Annotated in this window: 15 protein-coding genes and 1 pseudogene; 7 read left to right on the forward strand and 9 right to left on the reverse strand. The window is 69.9% G+C overall.

What is annotated here, in order from left to right:
* Positions 1-7: 7 nt before the first annotated feature.
* The 3 genes from J7357_RS04065 to J7357_RS04075 form a co-directional block, all read right to left on the reverse strand.
* Complete coding sequence (locus tag J7357_RS04065; protein ID WP_209244974.1) at positions 8-1,210, reverse strand: sensor histidine kinase; 1,203 nt, start codon at positions 1,208-1,210, stop codon at positions 8-10.
* Positions 1,211-1,310: 100 nt separating this feature from the next.
* Positions 1,311-2,096 carry an ABC transporter permease gene (locus J7357_RS04070; RefSeq protein ID WP_209244975.1) on the reverse strand — a complete coding sequence of 262 codons (786 nt, stop codon included), beginning with the start codon at positions 2,094-2,096 and terminating at the stop codon, positions 1,311-1,313.
* Positions 2,093-2,995 (reverse strand): ABC transporter ATP-binding protein, encoded by a 903-nt coding sequence (locus J7357_RS04075; RefSeq protein ID WP_209244976.1) that lies wholly within the window; start codon positions 2,993-2,995, stop codon positions 2,093-2,095. The genes J7357_RS04070 and J7357_RS04075 overlap by 4 nt, the downstream gene beginning before the upstream one ends.
* A gap of 252 nt (positions 2,996-3,247) precedes the next feature.
* Here J7357_RS04075 and J7357_RS04080 point away from each other — a divergent pair, with 252 nt between their 5' ends.
* Positions 3,248-4,495 carry an efflux RND transporter periplasmic adaptor subunit gene (locus J7357_RS04080; protein ID WP_209244977.1) on the forward strand — a complete coding sequence of 416 codons (1,248 nt, stop codon included), beginning with the start codon at positions 3,248-3,250 and terminating at the stop codon, positions 4,493-4,495.
* 702 nt (positions 4,496-5,197) lie between these two features.
* Here the strand turns inward: J7357_RS04080 and J7357_RS04085 are convergent.
* Entirely contained in the window at positions 5,198-5,500 is a 303-nt protein-coding gene (locus J7357_RS04085; RefSeq protein WP_244667257.1) for a hypothetical protein, read from the reverse strand.
* Here J7357_RS04085 and J7357_RS04090 point away from each other — a divergent pair.
* From J7357_RS04090 to J7357_RS04105, 4 genes are all read left to right on the forward strand, one after another.
* Entirely contained in the window at positions 5,499-6,188 is a 690-nt protein-coding gene (locus J7357_RS04090; RefSeq protein ID WP_017908954.1) for an ABC transporter ATP-binding protein, read from the forward strand. The genes J7357_RS04085 and J7357_RS04090 overlap by 2 nt on opposite strands.
* A 13-nt stretch (positions 6,189-6,201) precedes the next feature.
* Positions 6,202-7,359: an ABC transporter permease gene (locus J7357_RS04095; RefSeq protein ID WP_209244978.1), complete on the forward strand. Its 1,158-nt coding sequence runs from the start codon at positions 6,202-6,204 to the stop codon at positions 7,357-7,359.
* A 64-nt stretch (positions 7,360-7,423) separates the two neighbouring features.
* The gene (locus J7357_RS04100) at positions 7,424-8,734 is read left to right on the forward strand and encodes an ABC transporter permease (RefSeq protein WP_209244979.1); all 1,311 of its coding nucleotides are present in this window, start codon (positions 7,424-7,426) and stop codon (positions 8,732-8,734) included.
* A gap of 150 nt (positions 8,735-8,884) precedes the next feature.
* Positions 8,885-10,045: an alpha/beta fold hydrolase gene (locus J7357_RS04105; RefSeq protein WP_209244980.1), complete on the forward strand. Its 1,161-nt coding sequence runs from the start codon at positions 8,885-8,887 to the stop codon at positions 10,043-10,045.
* Between the two features lie 41 nt (positions 10,046-10,086).
* On the opposite strand, the gene rarD is transcribed toward J7357_RS04105, so the two are convergent.
* Both rarD and yedA read right to left on the reverse strand, forming a co-directional pair.
* Positions 10,087-10,989, reverse strand: a complete 903-nt coding sequence (rarD, locus tag J7357_RS04110; protein ID WP_010340089.1) for an EamA family transporter RarD — start codon at positions 10,987-10,989, stop codon at positions 10,087-10,089.
* Positions 10,986-11,882, reverse strand: coding sequence for a drug/metabolite exporter YedA (gene yedA / locus J7357_RS04115; RefSeq protein ID WP_209244981.1), 897 nt, complete (start codon positions 11,880-11,882; stop codon positions 10,986-10,988). Before yedA ends, rarD begins: the two co-directional genes overlap by 4 nt.
* A 121-nt stretch (positions 11,883-12,003) precedes the next feature.
* On the opposite strand from yedA, the gene J7357_RS04120 reads away from it, so the two are divergent.
* A complete protein-coding gene (locus J7357_RS04120) occupies positions 12,004-12,414 on the forward strand; it encodes a Rap1a/Tai family immunity protein (protein WP_209244982.1) in 411 nt (136 codons plus the stop codon).
* 430 nt (positions 12,415-12,844) lie between these two features.
* Positions 12,845-13,465 carry a hypothetical protein gene (locus tag J7357_RS04125; protein ID WP_209244983.1) on the forward strand — a complete coding sequence of 207 codons (621 nt, stop codon included), beginning with the start codon at positions 12,845-12,847 and terminating at the stop codon, positions 13,463-13,465.
* Positions 13,466-13,851: 386 nt separating this feature from the next.
* Here J7357_RS04125 and J7357_RS04130 read toward each other — a convergent pair.
* The 3 genes and pseudogenes from J7357_RS04130 to J7357_RS04140 form a co-directional block, all read right to left on the reverse strand.
* A pseudogene (locus J7357_RS04130) lies at positions 13,852-13,962 on the reverse strand (peptidase); the annotation flags it as partial.
* 107 nt (positions 13,963-14,069) lie between these two features.
* The gene (locus J7357_RS04135) at positions 14,070-15,002 is read right to left on the reverse strand and encodes an MBL fold metallo-hydrolase (RefSeq protein ID WP_209244984.1); all 933 of its coding nucleotides are present in this window, start codon (positions 15,000-15,002) and stop codon (positions 14,070-14,072) included.
* A 290-nt stretch (positions 15,003-15,292) separates the two neighbouring features.
* Positions 15,293-16,585 carry a tryptophan--tRNA ligase gene (locus J7357_RS04140; protein ID WP_209244985.1) on the reverse strand — a complete coding sequence of 431 codons (1,293 nt, stop codon included), beginning with the start codon at positions 16,583-16,585 and terminating at the stop codon, positions 15,293-15,295.
* Positions 16,586-16,694 lie beyond the last annotated feature (109 nt).

Raw genomic sequence — 16,694 nt, forward strand, 5'->3', positions numbered from 1 at the left:
CCGGCGCTCAGCCCAGCGCGGCGTCCTGGTCCGCCGGCGCGGGCACCCGCGGTGCCGCTGCGGGTTCCGGCACCACGGTCGCCTCGATCCGCGGCAACGGCGCGGCGGCGACCAGGCAGGTGCCCAGGCCGCGCTCGGAGGCGATGCGCAGGCTGCCGCCCACCGCCTCCAGCCGCTCGCGCATGCTGCTCAGCCCGGTGCCCGGCTGCAGCGCGCCGCCGCGGCCGTCGTCGCGCAGTTCCAGCAGGGCCTGGCCGCGCTCGCACCACAGCCGCAACTGCGCGTGGCTGGCGCGGGCATGGCGCTGGATGTTGGTGGCGGCCTCGCGCAGCACCAGCGCGAACACCGTCTCCAGCTGCGGGCACGGCGGCAAGGCCTCGACCTGGTAGCGGAAGCTCACCCCCGACGATTCCAGCAGCAGCTTGGCGGCGGCGATCTCCGCGGCCAGCTGCGCGGCGCGGATGCCACTGACCGCGCGCCGGACCTGGCCCAGCGCCTCGCGTGCGACCTGGCCCACTTCCTCCATCTCGCGCTGCGCTGCGGCGGCGTCGTGGGCGAGCAGGCGCGTGGCCAGGTCCGACTTCAGCGCCACCAGCGACAGGGTGTGGCCGAGCAGGTCGTGCAGGTCGCGGCCGATGCGCTCGCGCTCGGCCACCGCCGCCAGGCGCCGCACTTCCTCGTGGCTCAGGCGCAGTTGCGCCTCGCCGCGCGCACGGCGCTCGAAGCTGATGTTCATCAGCCCCACCGACAGACCCACCACCACCGCGCTGACCATGTACAGCGGCGACCAGCCGCGCAGCGTCCAGGCCAGCGCGAACAGGGCCAGCACCAGCAGCATCGCCGCCACCGCCCGCGCCGGCGACAGGCAGAACGCCAGGAAGGCGCAGGCATAGATGATGTAGCACTGCGCGCCCGGGTTGTACGGCAGCAACACGAACGCCAGCGCGGCCATGCCCGCCACGCACCACGGCAGGTAGCGCCGGTGGAGGTAATAGGCCACGTAGTACAGGGCCAGAAATACCAGGTAGCTGGCCAGCGTCGGCGGGAACCAGTTGCGGAAGTAGTACGGCTCGTACAGCGGAGTGACGAACAGCCAGATCGACCACACCAGCGACAGCCACACGAACCAGTGGGTGCTGGACTTGGCCGAGCTCCAGCCGATGCGGCGGGCGATCAGCGAGTCGGGCGAGGCGTGCAGCAAGGCGATCACGTCGGGCTCCCAGGGCGGCACGGCCGCCGCGGCGCATAGCTTAGCGAAGGCGCCGGCGCGCGGAACCGCGCGGCGACGTCGGGATCGGCACGGCGCGCCATCAGCCGCGGCGCAGGCGCCGCTGCGCCAGTGCGTAGAACGCCACCGTCACCGCCAGCAACGCGGCGACATGGCCGATGCTGCCGTGGCCGTCGGCCTGGCCGACCACGCGCAGCGCCAACTGGCCCAGGTGATAGGACGGCCACAGCGGCGCCAGCGTGGTCAGCCATGCCGGCAGCAACTGCAGCGGGATCCATAGCCCGGACAGGAACGCCATCGGCAGGTAGATCAGGTTGACCAGCGCCGGCGCACCGCTGCCGCCGGCATAGGCGCCCAGCGCCAGCCCGATCGCGCAGAACGGCAGCGTGCCCAGCACGTCGACCAGCAGCAACCCGATCCGCTGCGCCGGCGTCAGCATCACCCCACCGAGCACGGCGGCCAGCGCCTGCAGCAGCACCCCGATCGCCAGCGCGAACGCCATCGCCAGCGCAGTGCGCGCCAGCAGTAGCGCCAGCGGCGGCACCGGCATCGCCCGCTTCAGTGCCAGCAGGCCGCGTTCGCGGTCCAGCGCCAGGCCGACGCCGAAGCCGAACAGCGCCGGCGCCATCACCCCGAACACGCTGTAGCTGGCCATCAGGTACACCGCCGCGTCGTGGCGCCCATGATTGAGCAGCACCCCGAACAGCAGGTAGAACAGCGGTGGGAACAGCAGCGTGGGCAAGGCGAACGACGGCGTACGCAGCCAGCGCAGCACCTCGTAGCGGATCTCGCGCAGCAGCAGCGCGCCCTGGTCGCGCAACGACCAGGCGGCCGCCGGCGGCGCAACGGAAAGATCGATCGGGTTCATGCGGCCTCCGCACGGGTGATGGCGAGAAAGGCGTCGGCCAGGCCGGCGCGGCGGACTTCCAGCGCCGTCAGCGCCAGATCGCTGGCGAGCAGGCGCGCCACCACCGGCTCGGCCGGCTCGGCGACCACCTCCAGCACGCCGTCGCGGCTCTCGGCGTGGCGCACCTGCGGCCACTGCGCCACCTGCGCCGCCGGCAGCGCGCTGCGGCAGCGGATGGTGCATTGTTCGAAGCGCGCACGCAGCTCGGCGACGCTGCCCTCGGCGATCAGCGTGCCGCGCTGCAGCACCGCCACCCGATCGGCCAGCGCCTCGGCCTCTTCCAGATAGTGCGTGGTCAGCAGCACCGCGCAGCCGTCGGCGACCAGCTCGCGGATCGCCCGCCACAGGCCCTGCCGCGCCTCGATGTCCAGGCCGGTGCTGGGCTCGTCCAGGAACAGCACCCGCGGCCGCCCGCAGATCGCCATCGCGAACTGCACACGCCGCTGCTGGCCGCCGGACAACTGGCCGTAGCGGCGCGCCATCAACCCGTCCAGCCCGGCCAGCGCCACGCAGTCGGCGACGCTGCGCGGCTGCGGATAGTAGCCGCGCGCCTGCAGCAGCAGCTCGCCCACACGCAGCGTCTCCGGCAGACCGGCGGTCTGCAGCATCGCCCCGGCCTGGCGGCGTGCGGCCAGCGCCCGCGGATCCTGCCCGCACAGGCGCACGCTGCCGGCGTCGGGCGTCTGCAGCCCGAGCAGCAGGCTCACCGCGGTGCTCTTGCCGGCACCGTTGGCGCCCAGCAGCGCCAGCAACTGGCCACGGCGCAACTGCAGATCGACGCCGTCGAGCGCGACCAGCGCCCCGTAGCGCTTGTGGACGCCGCTGAGCTGCGCCAGCGGCAACGCATCATGGTCAGGCATGGACAACTCCAGTGGTGGCGGGGAGTGCCTAGGCTGCGCCGCGGCCGGGGCGCCGCCCAGTGCGGCGCGTCAACTGCATCGAATGACATCTGTCACTGGCAGCCCCGGCACGATTGCCGCATGCTGCGATCCACGCCGAGGGGCGGCGTTTCTTCCCGTTGCAGCGCACCGCAGAAAGTGACTTCCGGCCATGCCCACGGCGGCCGGTGGCTCGCACACTGCAGCGCGCCGACCGTTTCGTTCAAGGACACGATGAGTACTTCCTCCGACCTGCTCAAGGAACTCCGTATCGACCGCAAGGCGCCGCCGAGCGAGCCGCCGTCGCGGCGCGGGCTGTGGATCGCGTTGGTGCTGCTGGTGGTGCTGCTCGCCCTGGGCGCCGGCGGCTGGTGGCTGTTCGGCCGCAGCAAGCCGCTGGAGGTGCGTACCGCGGCGGTGGTGGCGATCGCCCCCGGCAGCAGCAGCGCCTCGGTGCTGGACGCCAGCGGCTACGTGGTGGCGCGGCGCATGGCCACGGTGTCGGCCAAGATCACCGGCAAGGTCCGCGAGGTGCGCATCGAGGAAGGCATGCGCGTGGAGGCAGGCCAGGTGATGGCGACGCTGGACCCGATCGACGCCAACGCGCAGCGGGTGCTGTCGGCCTCGCAACTGGACGCGGCACGCAGCCTGGTCGCCAACATGCAGGCACAGGTGCGCCAGGCCGATGCCGATGCGCAGCGGCTGCAGACCCTGGCCGGCCAGCAACTGGTCTCGCGCTCGCAGTACGAGCAGGCGGTGGCGCAGCGCGACGCCTTGCGCGCGCAGTTGCAGAACGCGCAGCGCAACGTGGCGGTGGCCGGCAACCAGCTGTCGATCTCCGATCTCAACGTCGACAACACCATCGTGCGTGCGCCGTTCTCCGGCGTGGTCACCGCCAAGGCGGCGCAGCCGGGCGAGATCGTCTCGCCGCTGTCGGCCGGCGGCGGCTTCACCCGTACCGGCATCGGCACCATCGTCGACATGGATTCGCTGGAGATCGAGGTCGAGGTGGGCGAGTCCTACATCGGCCGGGTCAAGCCGGGCATGCCGGTGGAGGCCACGCTCAACGCGTATCCGGACTGGAAGATCCCCGCCGAGGTGATCGCGATCATCCCCTCCGCCGACCGCGGCAAGGCGACGGTGAAGGTGCGGGTGGCGCTGAAGCAGAAGGACGCGCGGATCGTGCCGGAGATGGGCGTACGGGTCAGCTTCCTGGAGGCGCCGCAGCCGCAGGCGCAGCACACGCCGCAGGGCGTGCGGGTGCCGGGCGCGGCGATCGTCAAGCGCGCCGGCCAGGACGTGGCGTTCGCGGTCAAGGACGACAACACGGTCGAACAGCGCGCGCTGAAGACCGGCATCGCCCTGGGCGACGACCGCCAGGTGCTGTCCGGCCTGTCCGCGGGCGACACGGTGGTGCTGGATCCGCCGGAGGCCTTGCATGCGGGTATACAGGTGAAGACGGCGGAGGCCGGGGCGCAGTAGCGCACGACGGTGTGCTGCGTACTGCGCCAGCGCCTCGACGTCGCAGCTGTCTGATGTAGTCAGTTTCAGCGGCGCCTGCCGCAGCCGAACCTATCAAGCTCCAGTTTTTACAGTTGTTGCAGTGCTTGCTTCTGCTTTTCCGATCCCTCGGTGCAGTTGCATGGGGGAACAAGTGCCAAAGTGACGCTGTTGCTTCTGCTGTTGCTTCTGCCGTTGCTTCACCGCCGTTGCTGTTGTTTTTGCTTTTGACTTACCGGGTTCCCTTCCGCAGCGGCGGATGGACCGGGGAAAAACCCGAAGGGCGGCGCACATGGATGTGCGCCGTTCGCGGCAGGGGCAGGATGCCCCTTCCGCGAATCCCCGGTGCATCCGCGGACCCGGAGCGCGCAGCGCGGAGGGCGCAAGGCAGGGCGCGCTTTCTTTTGGTTACCTTTTCTTTGCGCGAGCAAAGAAAAGTAACTCGCCCGAAAGGGCGAAAGCCTTTGCTGTTGCTTCAATCTTGAGTGTCAAACGAGAAGATCTGTAGGAGCGGCGTTAGCCGCGACAAACGTAATTGGTCATGGCTGTCGCGGCTGAAGCCGCTCCTACAATCCAGCGGCCGCCGCAGTAGCAGCAAATGCAAGAGCAAAAGCTTTCGCCTTGCGGCGAGTTACTTTTCTTTGCTTGTGCAAAGAAAAGTAACCAAAAGAAAGCACACCCTGCCTACGCGCCCTCCGCGCTAACGCGCTCCGGGTCCGCGTCCATCACGGGGATCCGCGGAAGGGGCATCCTGCCCCTGCCGCGGACGGCGTACATCCATGTACGCCGCCCTTCGGGTGTTTCCCCGCGATGGCCGCCGCTTCGGAAGGGAACCCGGCAAGTCAAAAACAAGAACAACGGCAACAGCCGAAGCAACAGCAACAGCAATAGCAACCGCAACCGCAACCGCAACCGCAACCGTAATCCCATCGCCGCCACCGGCGACCGCATCGCCTCCACCTCGTCCACCGCCAGGAACACCACCATGTCCACCCTCGTCACCCTGCGCAACGTCACCAAGACCTACCAGCGCGGCCCCGAGAAAGTCCAGGTCCTGCACGGCATCGACCTGGATATCGCCCGCGGCGACTTCGTCGCCCTGATGGGCCCGTCCGGCTCCGGCAAGACCACACTGCTCAACCTGATCGGCGGGCTGGATTCGCCCAGCGGCGGCGAGATCGAGATCGAAGGCCAGCGCATCGACCGCATGAGCGGCGGCCAGCTCGCCACCTGGCGCAGCCACCACGTCGGCTTCGTGTTCCAGTTCTACAACCTGATGCCGATGCTCACCGCGCAGAAGAACGTCGAACTGCCGCTGCTGCTGACCTCGCTCAGCGCCGCCCAGCGCAAGCGCAATGCCGAGATCGCGCTGACCCTGGTCGGCCTGGCCGAACGCCGCAACCACAAGCCCAGCGAACTGTCCGGCGGCCAGCAACAGCGCGTGGCCATCGCACGCGCCATTGTCTCCGATCCCACCTTCCTGATCTGCGACGAACCCACCGGCGATCTCGACCGGCGCTCGGCCGAGGACGTGCTGGGCCTGCTGCAGGAACTCAACCGCAGCCACGGCAAGACCATCGTCATGGTCACCCACGATCCCAAGGCCGCCGAGTACGCCACCCATACCGTGCACCTGGACAAGGGCGAGCTGGCCGACGCGCCGGCCGCGCACTGAGCGAGGCGATGCCATGAAGTATTTCTCGTTGATCTGGGCGCAACTGTTCCGCAGCAAGACGCGGACGCTGCTGACCCTGTTCTCGGTGATCGTCGCCTTCCTGCTGTTCGGCCTGCTCGACTCGGTGCGCGTGGCGTTCACCGCCGGCGGCTCGGTGGAAGGGGTCAACCGCCTGGTGGTGGCCTCGCGGCTGTCGATCACCCAGTCGCTGCCGGTGCGCCTGGAGTCGCAGATCCGCAGCGTGCCGGGCGTGCGCGACGTGACCTATGCGATGTGGTTCGGTGGCATCTACAAGGATCCCAAGGACTTCTTCCCCAACTTCTCGGTCGCGCCGAACTTCTTCGACGTGTACAGCGAATACGTGGTGCCGCCGGAGCAGCTCAAGGCCTTCCGCGACACCCGCACCGGTGCGGCGGTGGGCGAGGCGCTGGCGAAGAAGAACGGCTGGAAGGTCGGCGACGTGATCCCGCTGCAGGCCACCATCTTCCCGCGCGGCGGCAGCAACGACTGGCCGCTGGAGCTGAAGGCGATCTTCAAGGCCAAGGACCGCGCCAACGTGCAGGCCGAGAACCAGCTGATGATGAACTGGAAGTACTTCGACGAGAGCAACGACTACATCAAGGGCAAGGTCAGCTGGTACACGGTGCGGCTGGACAACCCCGAGCACGCTTCGCGCGTGGCGCAGGCGATCGATGCGCTGTCGGCCAACTCCGACCACGAGACCAAGTCGCAGACCGAGTCGGCGTTCCAGCAGGCCTTCGTCAAGCAGTTCGCCGACATCGGCCTGATCGTCACCTCGATCATGGGCGCGGTGTTCTTCACCCTGGTGCTGCTGACCGGCAACACCATGGCGCAGGCGGTGCGTGAGCGCATCCCGGAACTGGCCACACTCAAGACCCTGGGCTTCCAGGACCGCACGGTGCTGACCCTGGTGATCGTGGAGTCGGTATTGCTGATCGTGCTCGGCGGCCTGCTCGGCATGGCGCTGGCGGCGGCGGCGATCCCGGTGCTGGCCAGCGCCAGCCGCGGCGCGCTGCCGGTGCACGCGGTGCCGGCGCAGACCTGGCTGATCGGCGCGGCGCTGATGCTGGTCATCGGCGTGGTGGTCGGCCTGCTGCCGGCGCTGCGCGCGCAGCGGCTGAAGATCGTCGACGCCCTGGCCGGGCGCTGAGCCCGCCCCCTCTCTCCAGCACAGCGATGCCACGGACGGCGACGCAGACCCGAGGAACAACGCAATGAAGATGCAATGGTTATGGAATGTCCTGGCGATCGCGGCGCTGGCGCTCGGCCTGGGAATCTGGATCGCCCTGCCCTGGTTCCTGGTGCTGGCGCTGGTGGCGGTGCTCGCCGTGCTGCTGCTGGTCACCCGCAGCGGCCGGCTGTCGCTCGCCGCCGCGCGCATCGGCATCGCCAGCCTGCCGCAGCGCTGGGGCGCCAGTTCGGTGATCGTGGTCGGCATCGCCGGCGTGGTCGGCGTGCTGGTGGCGATGCTGGCGATGGGCCAGGGCTTCCAGGCGACCCTGGACAGCACCGGCGACGACACCACCGCCATCGTCCTGCGCGGCGGCTCGCAGGCCGAGACCAACTCGGTCATCACCCGCGACCAGGTGCCGCTGATCGCCAGCCTGGCCGGCGTGGCGCGCGGCGCCGACAACCGCCCGCTGGTCTCGCCGGAACTGTCGCAGGTGGTGAACCTGCAGTCCAAGTCCGACGGCAGCGACGTCAACGCGCAGTTCCGCGGCGTCGGCGAGCAGGGCTGGGCGGTACACGACAAGGTCAAGCTCCTGCAGGGGCGTCGCTTCAAGCCGGGCCTGCGCGAGATCGTGGTCGGCAAGGGCGCGCAGTCGCAGTTCCGCGGCCTGCAGCTCGGCCAGACCCTGACCCTGGGCAACCAGGCCTGGACCGTGGTCGGCGTGTTCGCCAGCGGCGACGCGCACGACTCGGAACTGTGGACCGACACCCAGACCCTGGCCACCACCTACAACCGCAGCGCCTACCAGTCGATCAGCGTGCGCACCCAGGGCCAGGACGGCTTCCGCCAGTTCAAGGCGGCGATGGATGCCGACCCGCGGCTGAAGCTGGACGTGTTCACCACCCGCGAGTACTACCGCAAGCAGGGCGGCAACCTCAGCAAGGTGCTGGAGATCCTGGGCACCTTCATCGGCACCATCATGGCGATCGGTGCGGTGTTCGGCGCGCTCAATACCATGTACGCCGCAGTCGCCACCCGTGCCCGCGAGATCGCCACCATGCGTGCGCTGGGCTTCCGCGGGCTGCCGGTGGTGGTGGCGGTGATGCTGGAGACCATGCTGCTGGCGCTGCTCGGCGGGGTGCTGGGCGGGCTGATCGCCTGGGCGATCTTCAACGGCTACAGCGTCTCCACCCTGGGCAGCAACTTCAGCCAGGTGGTGTTCCAGTTCAAGGTGTCCCCGCCGCTGCTGTGGACCGGGTTGAAGTGGGCGCTGGGCATCGGCCTGGTCGGCGGCCTGTTCCCGGCGCTGCGCGCCGCGCGTCTGCCGATCACCACCGCCCTGCGCGCGCTGTAGCGCCAGGGCTGAACGTGCCAGGCCGGGACCCCTGTCCCGGCCTGGCCCAATGGCCGCTGACGCGTCATCGTTTCGTCATCGAAACGCGGTAGAACGGCGGCCGCCGAGGCGCTAGCCTGCGCGGCCATTTGGTTCCACGCCGCCACGTCCATGTCCTCGCGCCTGCGCCTGCTGCTCGTCCTCTGCGCCAGCCTGTGGCTGAGCGCCTGCTCCTCCACCTCGCTGAGCGACCGCCTGGTCGCGCCGGGCGGCGTGTCGCCGCTGATGGACGAGGAGCGCATCCAGAGCCTGCTGGCGACGCTGCCCAATCGCAGCGGCCACGTGGTGGTGCCCGGCGGCATCCCGATCTTCTGGCGCGCCATCGACCCGGGCGACTACCACATGCGCTACCGCTACGAGCATGCCGGCCGCGATGCCAGCGGCCACGAGCACGCCGACTTCGCCATGGACGTGGGCACCCCGGCGCCGGCTACGCACGTGGCCCCGCGCGGCACCGTGGTACTGCTGCACGGCTGGATGATGGACGGCGACTCGCTGCTGCCGTGGTCGCTGGACCTGGCCCAGGCCGGCTACCGCAGCATCAGCATCGACCTGCGCAACCACGGCCGCTCCGGCGGCGGCCCGGCCGGCTACGGCACCCGCGAGTCCGACGACGTGGTCGCGGTAATCCGCGCCCTGCGCGCCAGCGGCGAGGTGCAGGGCCCGGTGTACCTGTTCGGCGTGTCCTACGGCGCGGCCACCGCGCTGTTCGCCGCGCAGAAGCTCGGCGATCAGGTCGACGGCGTGGTTGCCATGGAATCCTTCGCCAACGCCGGCCGCGGCATCCGCGACATGATCCCGCACATGCTCGCCAGCCGCCCGCGCGGCTGGATGGCCAGCGCGGCGATGGACCTGGCGCGCTGGCGCTACGGCGGGCAGAACCTGGACGCGGTCATCGCCAACGCCAACCAGCGCCTGGCGCTGAACCTGGACCAGGTCGACGTCACCGCCGCCGCGCGCGCCGCACCAGCCTGCGTGCTGCTGCTGCACGGCAGCGCCGACCAGCACATCCCAGTGGCGCACGGCCGCCTGCTGGCGCTGGACGCCCCGCGCGCGCACTACCTGGAGATGCCCGGCGAGAACCACCTGAGCCTGCCGATGCGGCTGGACCTGCTGGCGCCGACCGTGGAGGACTGGTTCGCCGACCTGCAGTCGCCGAGCCACGGCGGCCGCTGCCCGCAGCCGCTGCCGCCGCGCGCGGATCCCGAGTTGCAGCTGACGGGTGCGCCGGGCGTGAAACGGGATTCGGGAGTCGGGATTGGGGATTCGTAACAGCGGGCTGCGCTGTTTCTGCTCTTGCCAATCCCCAATCCCTAATCCCGAATCCCCGCTCGCCGCCACAGACTCTCGCCGGCGAACAGCAACAACCCGATCCAGATGGCGGCAAAGCCGATCGCCTTGCCCGCGTCGAACGGCTCGCGGAAGAACCACACGCCCAGCAGCAGTTGCAGGCTTGGCGCGATGTATTGCAGCAGCCCGACCAGCGACAGCGGGATGCGCCGCACACCGTAGGCGAAGCCGATCAGCGGCACCGCGGTCACCACGCCGCCGAATGCCAGCAGCAGGTCGTTGCGCCAGCCCCAGCCGCCGACGAAGCCGCCGCCGTGGCCGGCCTCGCCCCACAGCACGAAGCCCAGCGCCGGCAGGAACAGGTACAGGCTTTCCACGCCCAGCCCTGCCACCGCATCCACCTGCACCAGCTTGCGCAACAGGCCATACAGGCCGAACGAGCCGGCCAGGCCCAGCGCGATCCACGGCAGCGTGCCGGCGTCGACCGTCAGCCAGGCCACGCCGAGCGCGGCGCAGGCCACCGCCAGCCATTGCAGCGGACGCAGCCGCTCGCGCAGCACCAGCACGCCGAGCAGCACGTTGACCAGCGGATTGATGAAGTAGCCCAGGCTGGTCTCGATCACGTGACCGGCATTGACCGCCCAGATGTACAGGCCCCAGTTGAAGGCGATCGCCACACTGCTCAGCGCCAGCGTGGCCAGCGCGCGCGGCTGCGCGGCGATGCGCCGCCACCACTGCAGGCGTGCGCTGTACACCAGCCAGGCCACCACCAGCAGCGTGCTCCAGACGATGCGGTGGGCGATGATGTGCGGCGACGGCACCGCCTGCAGCAGGTGCCAGTACACCGGCACCACGCCCCACAGCGCGAAGGTCGCCGCGGTGATCCACAGGCCGCGCCGGGCCTCCTGCTCGGCGGCCGCGGTCATCGCCGGGTCCTCGCCACGGTGATCACCACCACGCCGGCCAGGATCACCGCCATCGCGCCGAAATCGCTGGCGCTGAAGCGTTCGCTGCCGAGCCAACTGCCGAGCGCCACCGCGATCACCGGATTGACGTAGGCATAGCTGCCGGCCAGCGCCGGGCGCACGTTCTGCAGCAGCCACACGTAGGCGGTGAAGGCGACGATCGAGCCGAACACGCACAGGTAGGCCACCGCCAGCATGCCCTGCGCACTCGGCAGCGTGTGCAGGCGTTCGCCGCTGAGCAGGCCGACCGCCACCAGCATCACCCCGCCGCACAGCATCTGCCCGGCGGCGGCCATGAACGGCATCGGCAGGTCGCGCCCGCGCGACCACACCGAACCGAACGCCCAGCCGACCGGCGCGATCAACAGCAGCACCAGGCCCAGCGGGCTGGCATTGAGACTGCTGCCGGCATTGAGCCACACCACCCCGGCGAAGCCGACCACGATGCCCAGCCATTCGCCGCGGCTGGCGTGGTGGCCGCGCAGCGTGCCGAACAGCGCCATCCACAGCGGCACCGAGGCCACCGCCACTGCCGCCAGCCCCGAGGACACCTGACGCTCGGCCAGCACCACCAGGCCATTGCCGCAAACCAGCATCAGCGCACCGAGCATGGCCAGCGGCCGCCACTGCGCGCGCGTGGGCGCGGCCACGCCGCGCCAGCGCAGCACCGCGTACAGCACGCTGCCGGCGATCACGAAGCGGGTGCCGGAGACCACGCTCAGCGGCGGCGCGCCGCCCTCGAGGGCGAAACGGATCGCCAGATAGGTCGAGCCCCAGACGACGTAGACCAGGAACAGGGCGAGAACGACGAAGCCGCCGCGCGCGGGCGCGGCAGCGACAGGAGCGGACGGCATCGGAGAGCGCCAGAGACAGCGGGGGCGCTATTCTAGAGCACCTGGTCTGCGCGCAAGCCGCTTCACCCGCGCATGTCGCGCGCTGCGGCGTGCGGGCCACTCGTCGAGAAAGGAGTCGTGGATGACATCACACCGCACCTGGCTCGCGCTGCCCTTGCTGGCCGCGCTCAGCAGCAACAGCGCGGCACGCCCGCCTGCCGGACCCTGGGACTTGAACGGACATCAGTTGCTGGAAGCCCCGCTGGACGGCTCACTGGCCGCCGACCTGGGCCCACAGCAACCGCAGGAACTGCGGGTCATGGTGTCCTCGCGCACGGCGGCGGCGTACATGCTCGGCATCGCGGCCGGCAGCGAGGGCGCGCGATGGTGCCGACCGGCCGGCCAGTCCGGCCCACCGGATATCCAGGCCCTGGTCGCCGATCTCGGCGCGCTGCCCGACGCCCGCCTGGACGAACGCGCCAGCGACCTGGTCGTGCAGGCTCTGGCCAAACGGTACCCCTGCAAATCCGCGCCGCGCCGCGCCTCGCGCTGAGAGCGCCCGGCTGCCGCAGGTCGCGGCGGCGCAGCGAGGCAGCGATGCGCCGCGGCTGGCGCGGTGTCCGCGCCGGGTGCCGAACGCGCATCCAATTGGCATCGGCGCCACCAGGAGCGGCATTTGGCGCTCTACCAGCACAACCAAGCTGGTGTTGCAGGCCAGCATGGGCACGCCGAAGTGCGTCGGCGGCTGCTCCTGTGCGCGACCGTCCGTGCCGCGTCCCAGTCGATGAAACGGGATCGGCCTCGCGCAGCGAGTGTGCTGCTCACAGCAGTTCTGGCCCTGACATCTTCACCGATGCACGGACGTCCATGACAGCGCGGTCGGCACCTGCTGCCGCGCTCCACCGCGCCGCGAAATACCTAAGAGACGGTTCAGCCGCACGGGCGTATCTGTACGCGTACATACCCGCTCGCCAAGCACCGCCATGGCCATCGCTACCGCACTGTCGCCGCTCGGCACCGTCAATCCGTATGGCGCCTCGCCCTATGGCTTCTCTACAACGGGCACCTCGGGCGATTCGGCCCAGGCCGGCAACCCCATCGTATCCAGCAACGATCCGGCGGCGGTGCAACAGGCCGTGGAGTTGTCCGGCGACGCCTCGGTGATCCTCAGCCTCGGCGGACTTGCCGGGAGTACCGCAGCGGACACGGGCCTGACCTACAACGCCGCCGGGCTGTTCAACAGCATCGTCAGCGCCGGCCCCACCGATGCGGCCTCGACCACCGGCACCTCCGGTTCCAGCACCGATCCTTCGACGTCGACCACTGGTACTGGTAGCAGCACCGGCACGTCGACCTCGACGGCCACCTCGCCGTATCCCACCCTCGACCAGGCCACGCAGACCTACGACCAGGGCCTGCTCGGCACCATCACCGCGCCGCCGTCGACCCCCGGCCTGTACAACGCCTCTGGCGTCTTCAGCAGCCAGGGCCTGACGCCGCAGCTGTCGTCGCTGCTGCAGTCCAATCCCGACCTCAGCGGCACGGTGACCGGCGATCTGCTCAATCAGGGCATCGTCGGCGGATTGATCGATACCACCGCCTGAGCGGCGTTGCGTGGTCGCCGCGCGGTGCCCGCATATGCGGGCCGTAGAAGCGGTTTAAGTGCATTTCTACCAGCGCTTTATCGCAGCCTCGCAAGGCACCCCGTCGTCCCGTTTTTCCCGTGTAGGAGCGGCTTCAGCCGCGACGGCCATGCGCGGCAACGCCCCGTCGCGGCTGAAGCCGCTCCTACGAGAAGCTTTTGATCGCTAACGAAGATTCCCTTCTGCCGGGATACCCAGCGCGACCGCATGCATCGCCGCCATCGCGCGCAGGCGCTGGTAACGCGCAGCCAACATGCTGCACAACCTCGCACCCTTTCCGCCAATCGCGCTCAGCCCGGCAGCGCCGGACCGCAGCCCTCCGAAGAATCGCACGCCGCCGGCAACGCATGCCGCTCCAGCGCATCGGCGTCGCTTCCGGCATCGCCGGCCAGCGCATCGTTGGCCGCCTGTGCCGCACCTCCCATGAACAGGGAAGCGGACAGCAGCAACATGCGCATCGGGTTCACGGTCACGACCTGGCAACAAGCGGGCCGCACAGTGTAGAGAATGGCGTCGCGCCGAGACAGCGCTGCGTGGCGTTCGCGTGCGCGACGCGAGGCGTCGTTCAGCGCGCGGGACGCTCCAGCCAGCAGGCCAGCCCCTGCGCATTGAGCTCGATGTCCATGTGCAGCACGCGCTCCACGCCGGCATCGTCCAACGGGCAGCCATGCAGCCGCGCCCGCTCCAGATACAGCGCGGTCAGTGCGGCGACCAGGCAACGATGACGATCGGAGCGGCCATCGCAGCCACGCGCGATCGCCACCATCGCCTCCAACTGTTCCAGCAGTTCCGCCGCCAGCGCCTCGGCCCCCTCCACCGGACCGTAATGGGTGAGATACAGCGTCTGCGGCGCGTAGCCGAGCATGCGCTGGATCGAGGCCTGCATCGCTTCCGGCTCGAACTGCACCGGCGACGAGGTCGGGATCGCGAACGCGCCACGCGCGCTGTCCAGTTCGCGGTAGGACAGGCCGAAGGTGTCGCCACTGAACCAGCTGCGGCTGCGCGCGTCCCACACGCACAGGTGATGGCGCGCGTGTCCCGGGGTGTCGATGCACAGCAGCTCGCGCCCGGCCAGCGCCAGGCGATGGCCATCCTCGGCCACGACCACGCGCTCCGCCGGCACCGGCACAATGGCGCCGTAGCTGCGCGCCATCTCCGTCTCGCCATAGACCGCGGTGGCGCCGGCGATCAGCCGCGCCGGATCGATCATGTGCGGCGCGCCGCGTGGATGCACCAGCAGGCGCGCGTTCGGCAAGTGCTGCAGCAGCGCACCGGCGCCACCGGCATGGTCCAGATGCACGTGGGTGAGGATCAGCCAGTCCACCTCGCCCGGCGCCAGGCCCGCGTGCGCCAGCGCCTCCAGCAGCACCGGCACCGCATGGCTGGTGCCGCAGTCGACGAAGGCGCCGCGCCCGTTCTCCACGATCAGGTAGGCGGCATCGAACTGCGCGCGCTGGAAGCCGGTATCGACGAGATGGATGCTGGGATCGCGTGGCATGGCGCAAAGGCGTGGCGGGCGAGGCTCCATTCTAGGCGGTATGGAGAGCACTGCCAGTGCTGCCGACAAGGGCCGGACGGAGGACGAATGACAGAACCGCCCTGACGACCGCGAGCGCCCAGTGTGGGAGGGACTTCAGTCCCGACTGCAGGCGACCGGCAAACACACGCGCTTCGGATGTCGCAATGGAACGCGTCATTTTTCTGTAGAAGCGGCTTCAGCCGCGACAGGCCTTCCTGGGAATGCTTGTCGCGGCTGAAGCCGCTCCTACGACGAACCGCCGCTTGTGCTCAGCCCGCCTCGCGCAACCGCGCCAGCGCCGCCAGCACCGTCTCGGCCGGCGCGGCCAGCGTCACCGGCGCGGCCTGCAGCGCATCCGCCTGCGCGGCCTGCTTGAGCGCGGCGATGGTCTGCCCGGCATCGCGCGGCGAGGCGAAACCGCCGCTCTGCAACAGCAGCACGCCCTCGCCATCGAGCAGCTTGAAGTAGAACTGGCCATCGGCCTCGCGGTACTGCTTGAAGCTCGGCAGCGCCTGCTTGGCCGTCGCCGTTGCGGCGCCATTGCCGGCCTGCGCCGACAGGTCGCGCAGGCCCACCGCGTGCCGCAGCTCGGCCAGGAACGGGATCGCATAGCGCTCGCGCAGGCGCTGCGCGTTGTCGCGCAGGATCGCCTCGATGTCCTGCGGGCGCGCCATCAGCGCCTCGTAGCGCACGCGCATCGGTGCGATCTCGGCATCGATGCGCTCGAACAGCTGCTGCTTGGCCTCGCCCCAGCCGATGCCGGCGGCGAACGCCTGCGCGAACGCGGCGGTCTCCTCGGCGCTGGCGAAGGCCTGGTACAACTGGAACAGCGCCGAGCCCTCGGTCTCCTTCGGCTCGCCGGGCGCGCGCGAATCGGTGACGATGGCGAACACCCGCTTCTTCAGCTCCTCGCGCGGGGCGAACAGCGGAATGGTGTTGTCGTAGCTCTTGCTCATCTTGCGCCCGTCCAGCCCGGGCAGCGTCGCCACCTGCTCGTCGATCAGCGCGTCGGGCAGCACGAAGTGCTCGCGGCCGTAGACGTGGTTGAAGCGCTGCGCGAAGTCGCGCGCCATCTCGATGTGCTGGATCTGGTCGCGGCCCACCGGCACCTGTTGCGCCTTGAACAGCAGGATGTCGGCGGCCATCAGCACCGGATACATGAACAAGCCGGCGGTGACGCCGGCATCGTCGTCCTCGCCGTCGGCGCGGTTCTTGTCCACTGCGGCCTTGTAGGCGTGCGCGCGATTGAGGATGCCCTTGCCGGCGACGCAGGTCAGGAACCAGGTCAGCTCGTTGGTCTCCGGCACGTCCGACTGGCGGTAGAACCACACCAGCGCCGGATCCAGGCCCGCGGCCAGCCAGGTCGCCGCGATCTCCAGGGTCGAGCGCTGGGTCCGCGCCGGGTCCTGCGCCTTGATCAGGCTGTGCAGGTCGGCCAGGAAGAAGAAACTCTCGATGCCGGGACGCCGGCTGGCCTGCAGCGCGGGACGGATGGCGCCGACGTAGTTGCCCAGATGCGGCGTGCCGGAGGTGGTGATGCCGGTGAGAACGCGGGTGGTCATGCGAAATGGACGGTCAGGGGGGAAACCCAGCGAGTTTAACCGCTGTGCGGCAACCCCGTTCCGGCAGGTGGGGCGTTCAATCCGGCGTCCCCGTCCTGGAGTCGCCGCG

Source organism: Xanthomonas sp. D-109, from assembly GCF_017746095.1.
GTDB lineage: Bacteria > Pseudomonadota > Gammaproteobacteria > Xanthomonadales > Xanthomonadaceae > Xanthomonas_A > Xanthomonas_A sacchari.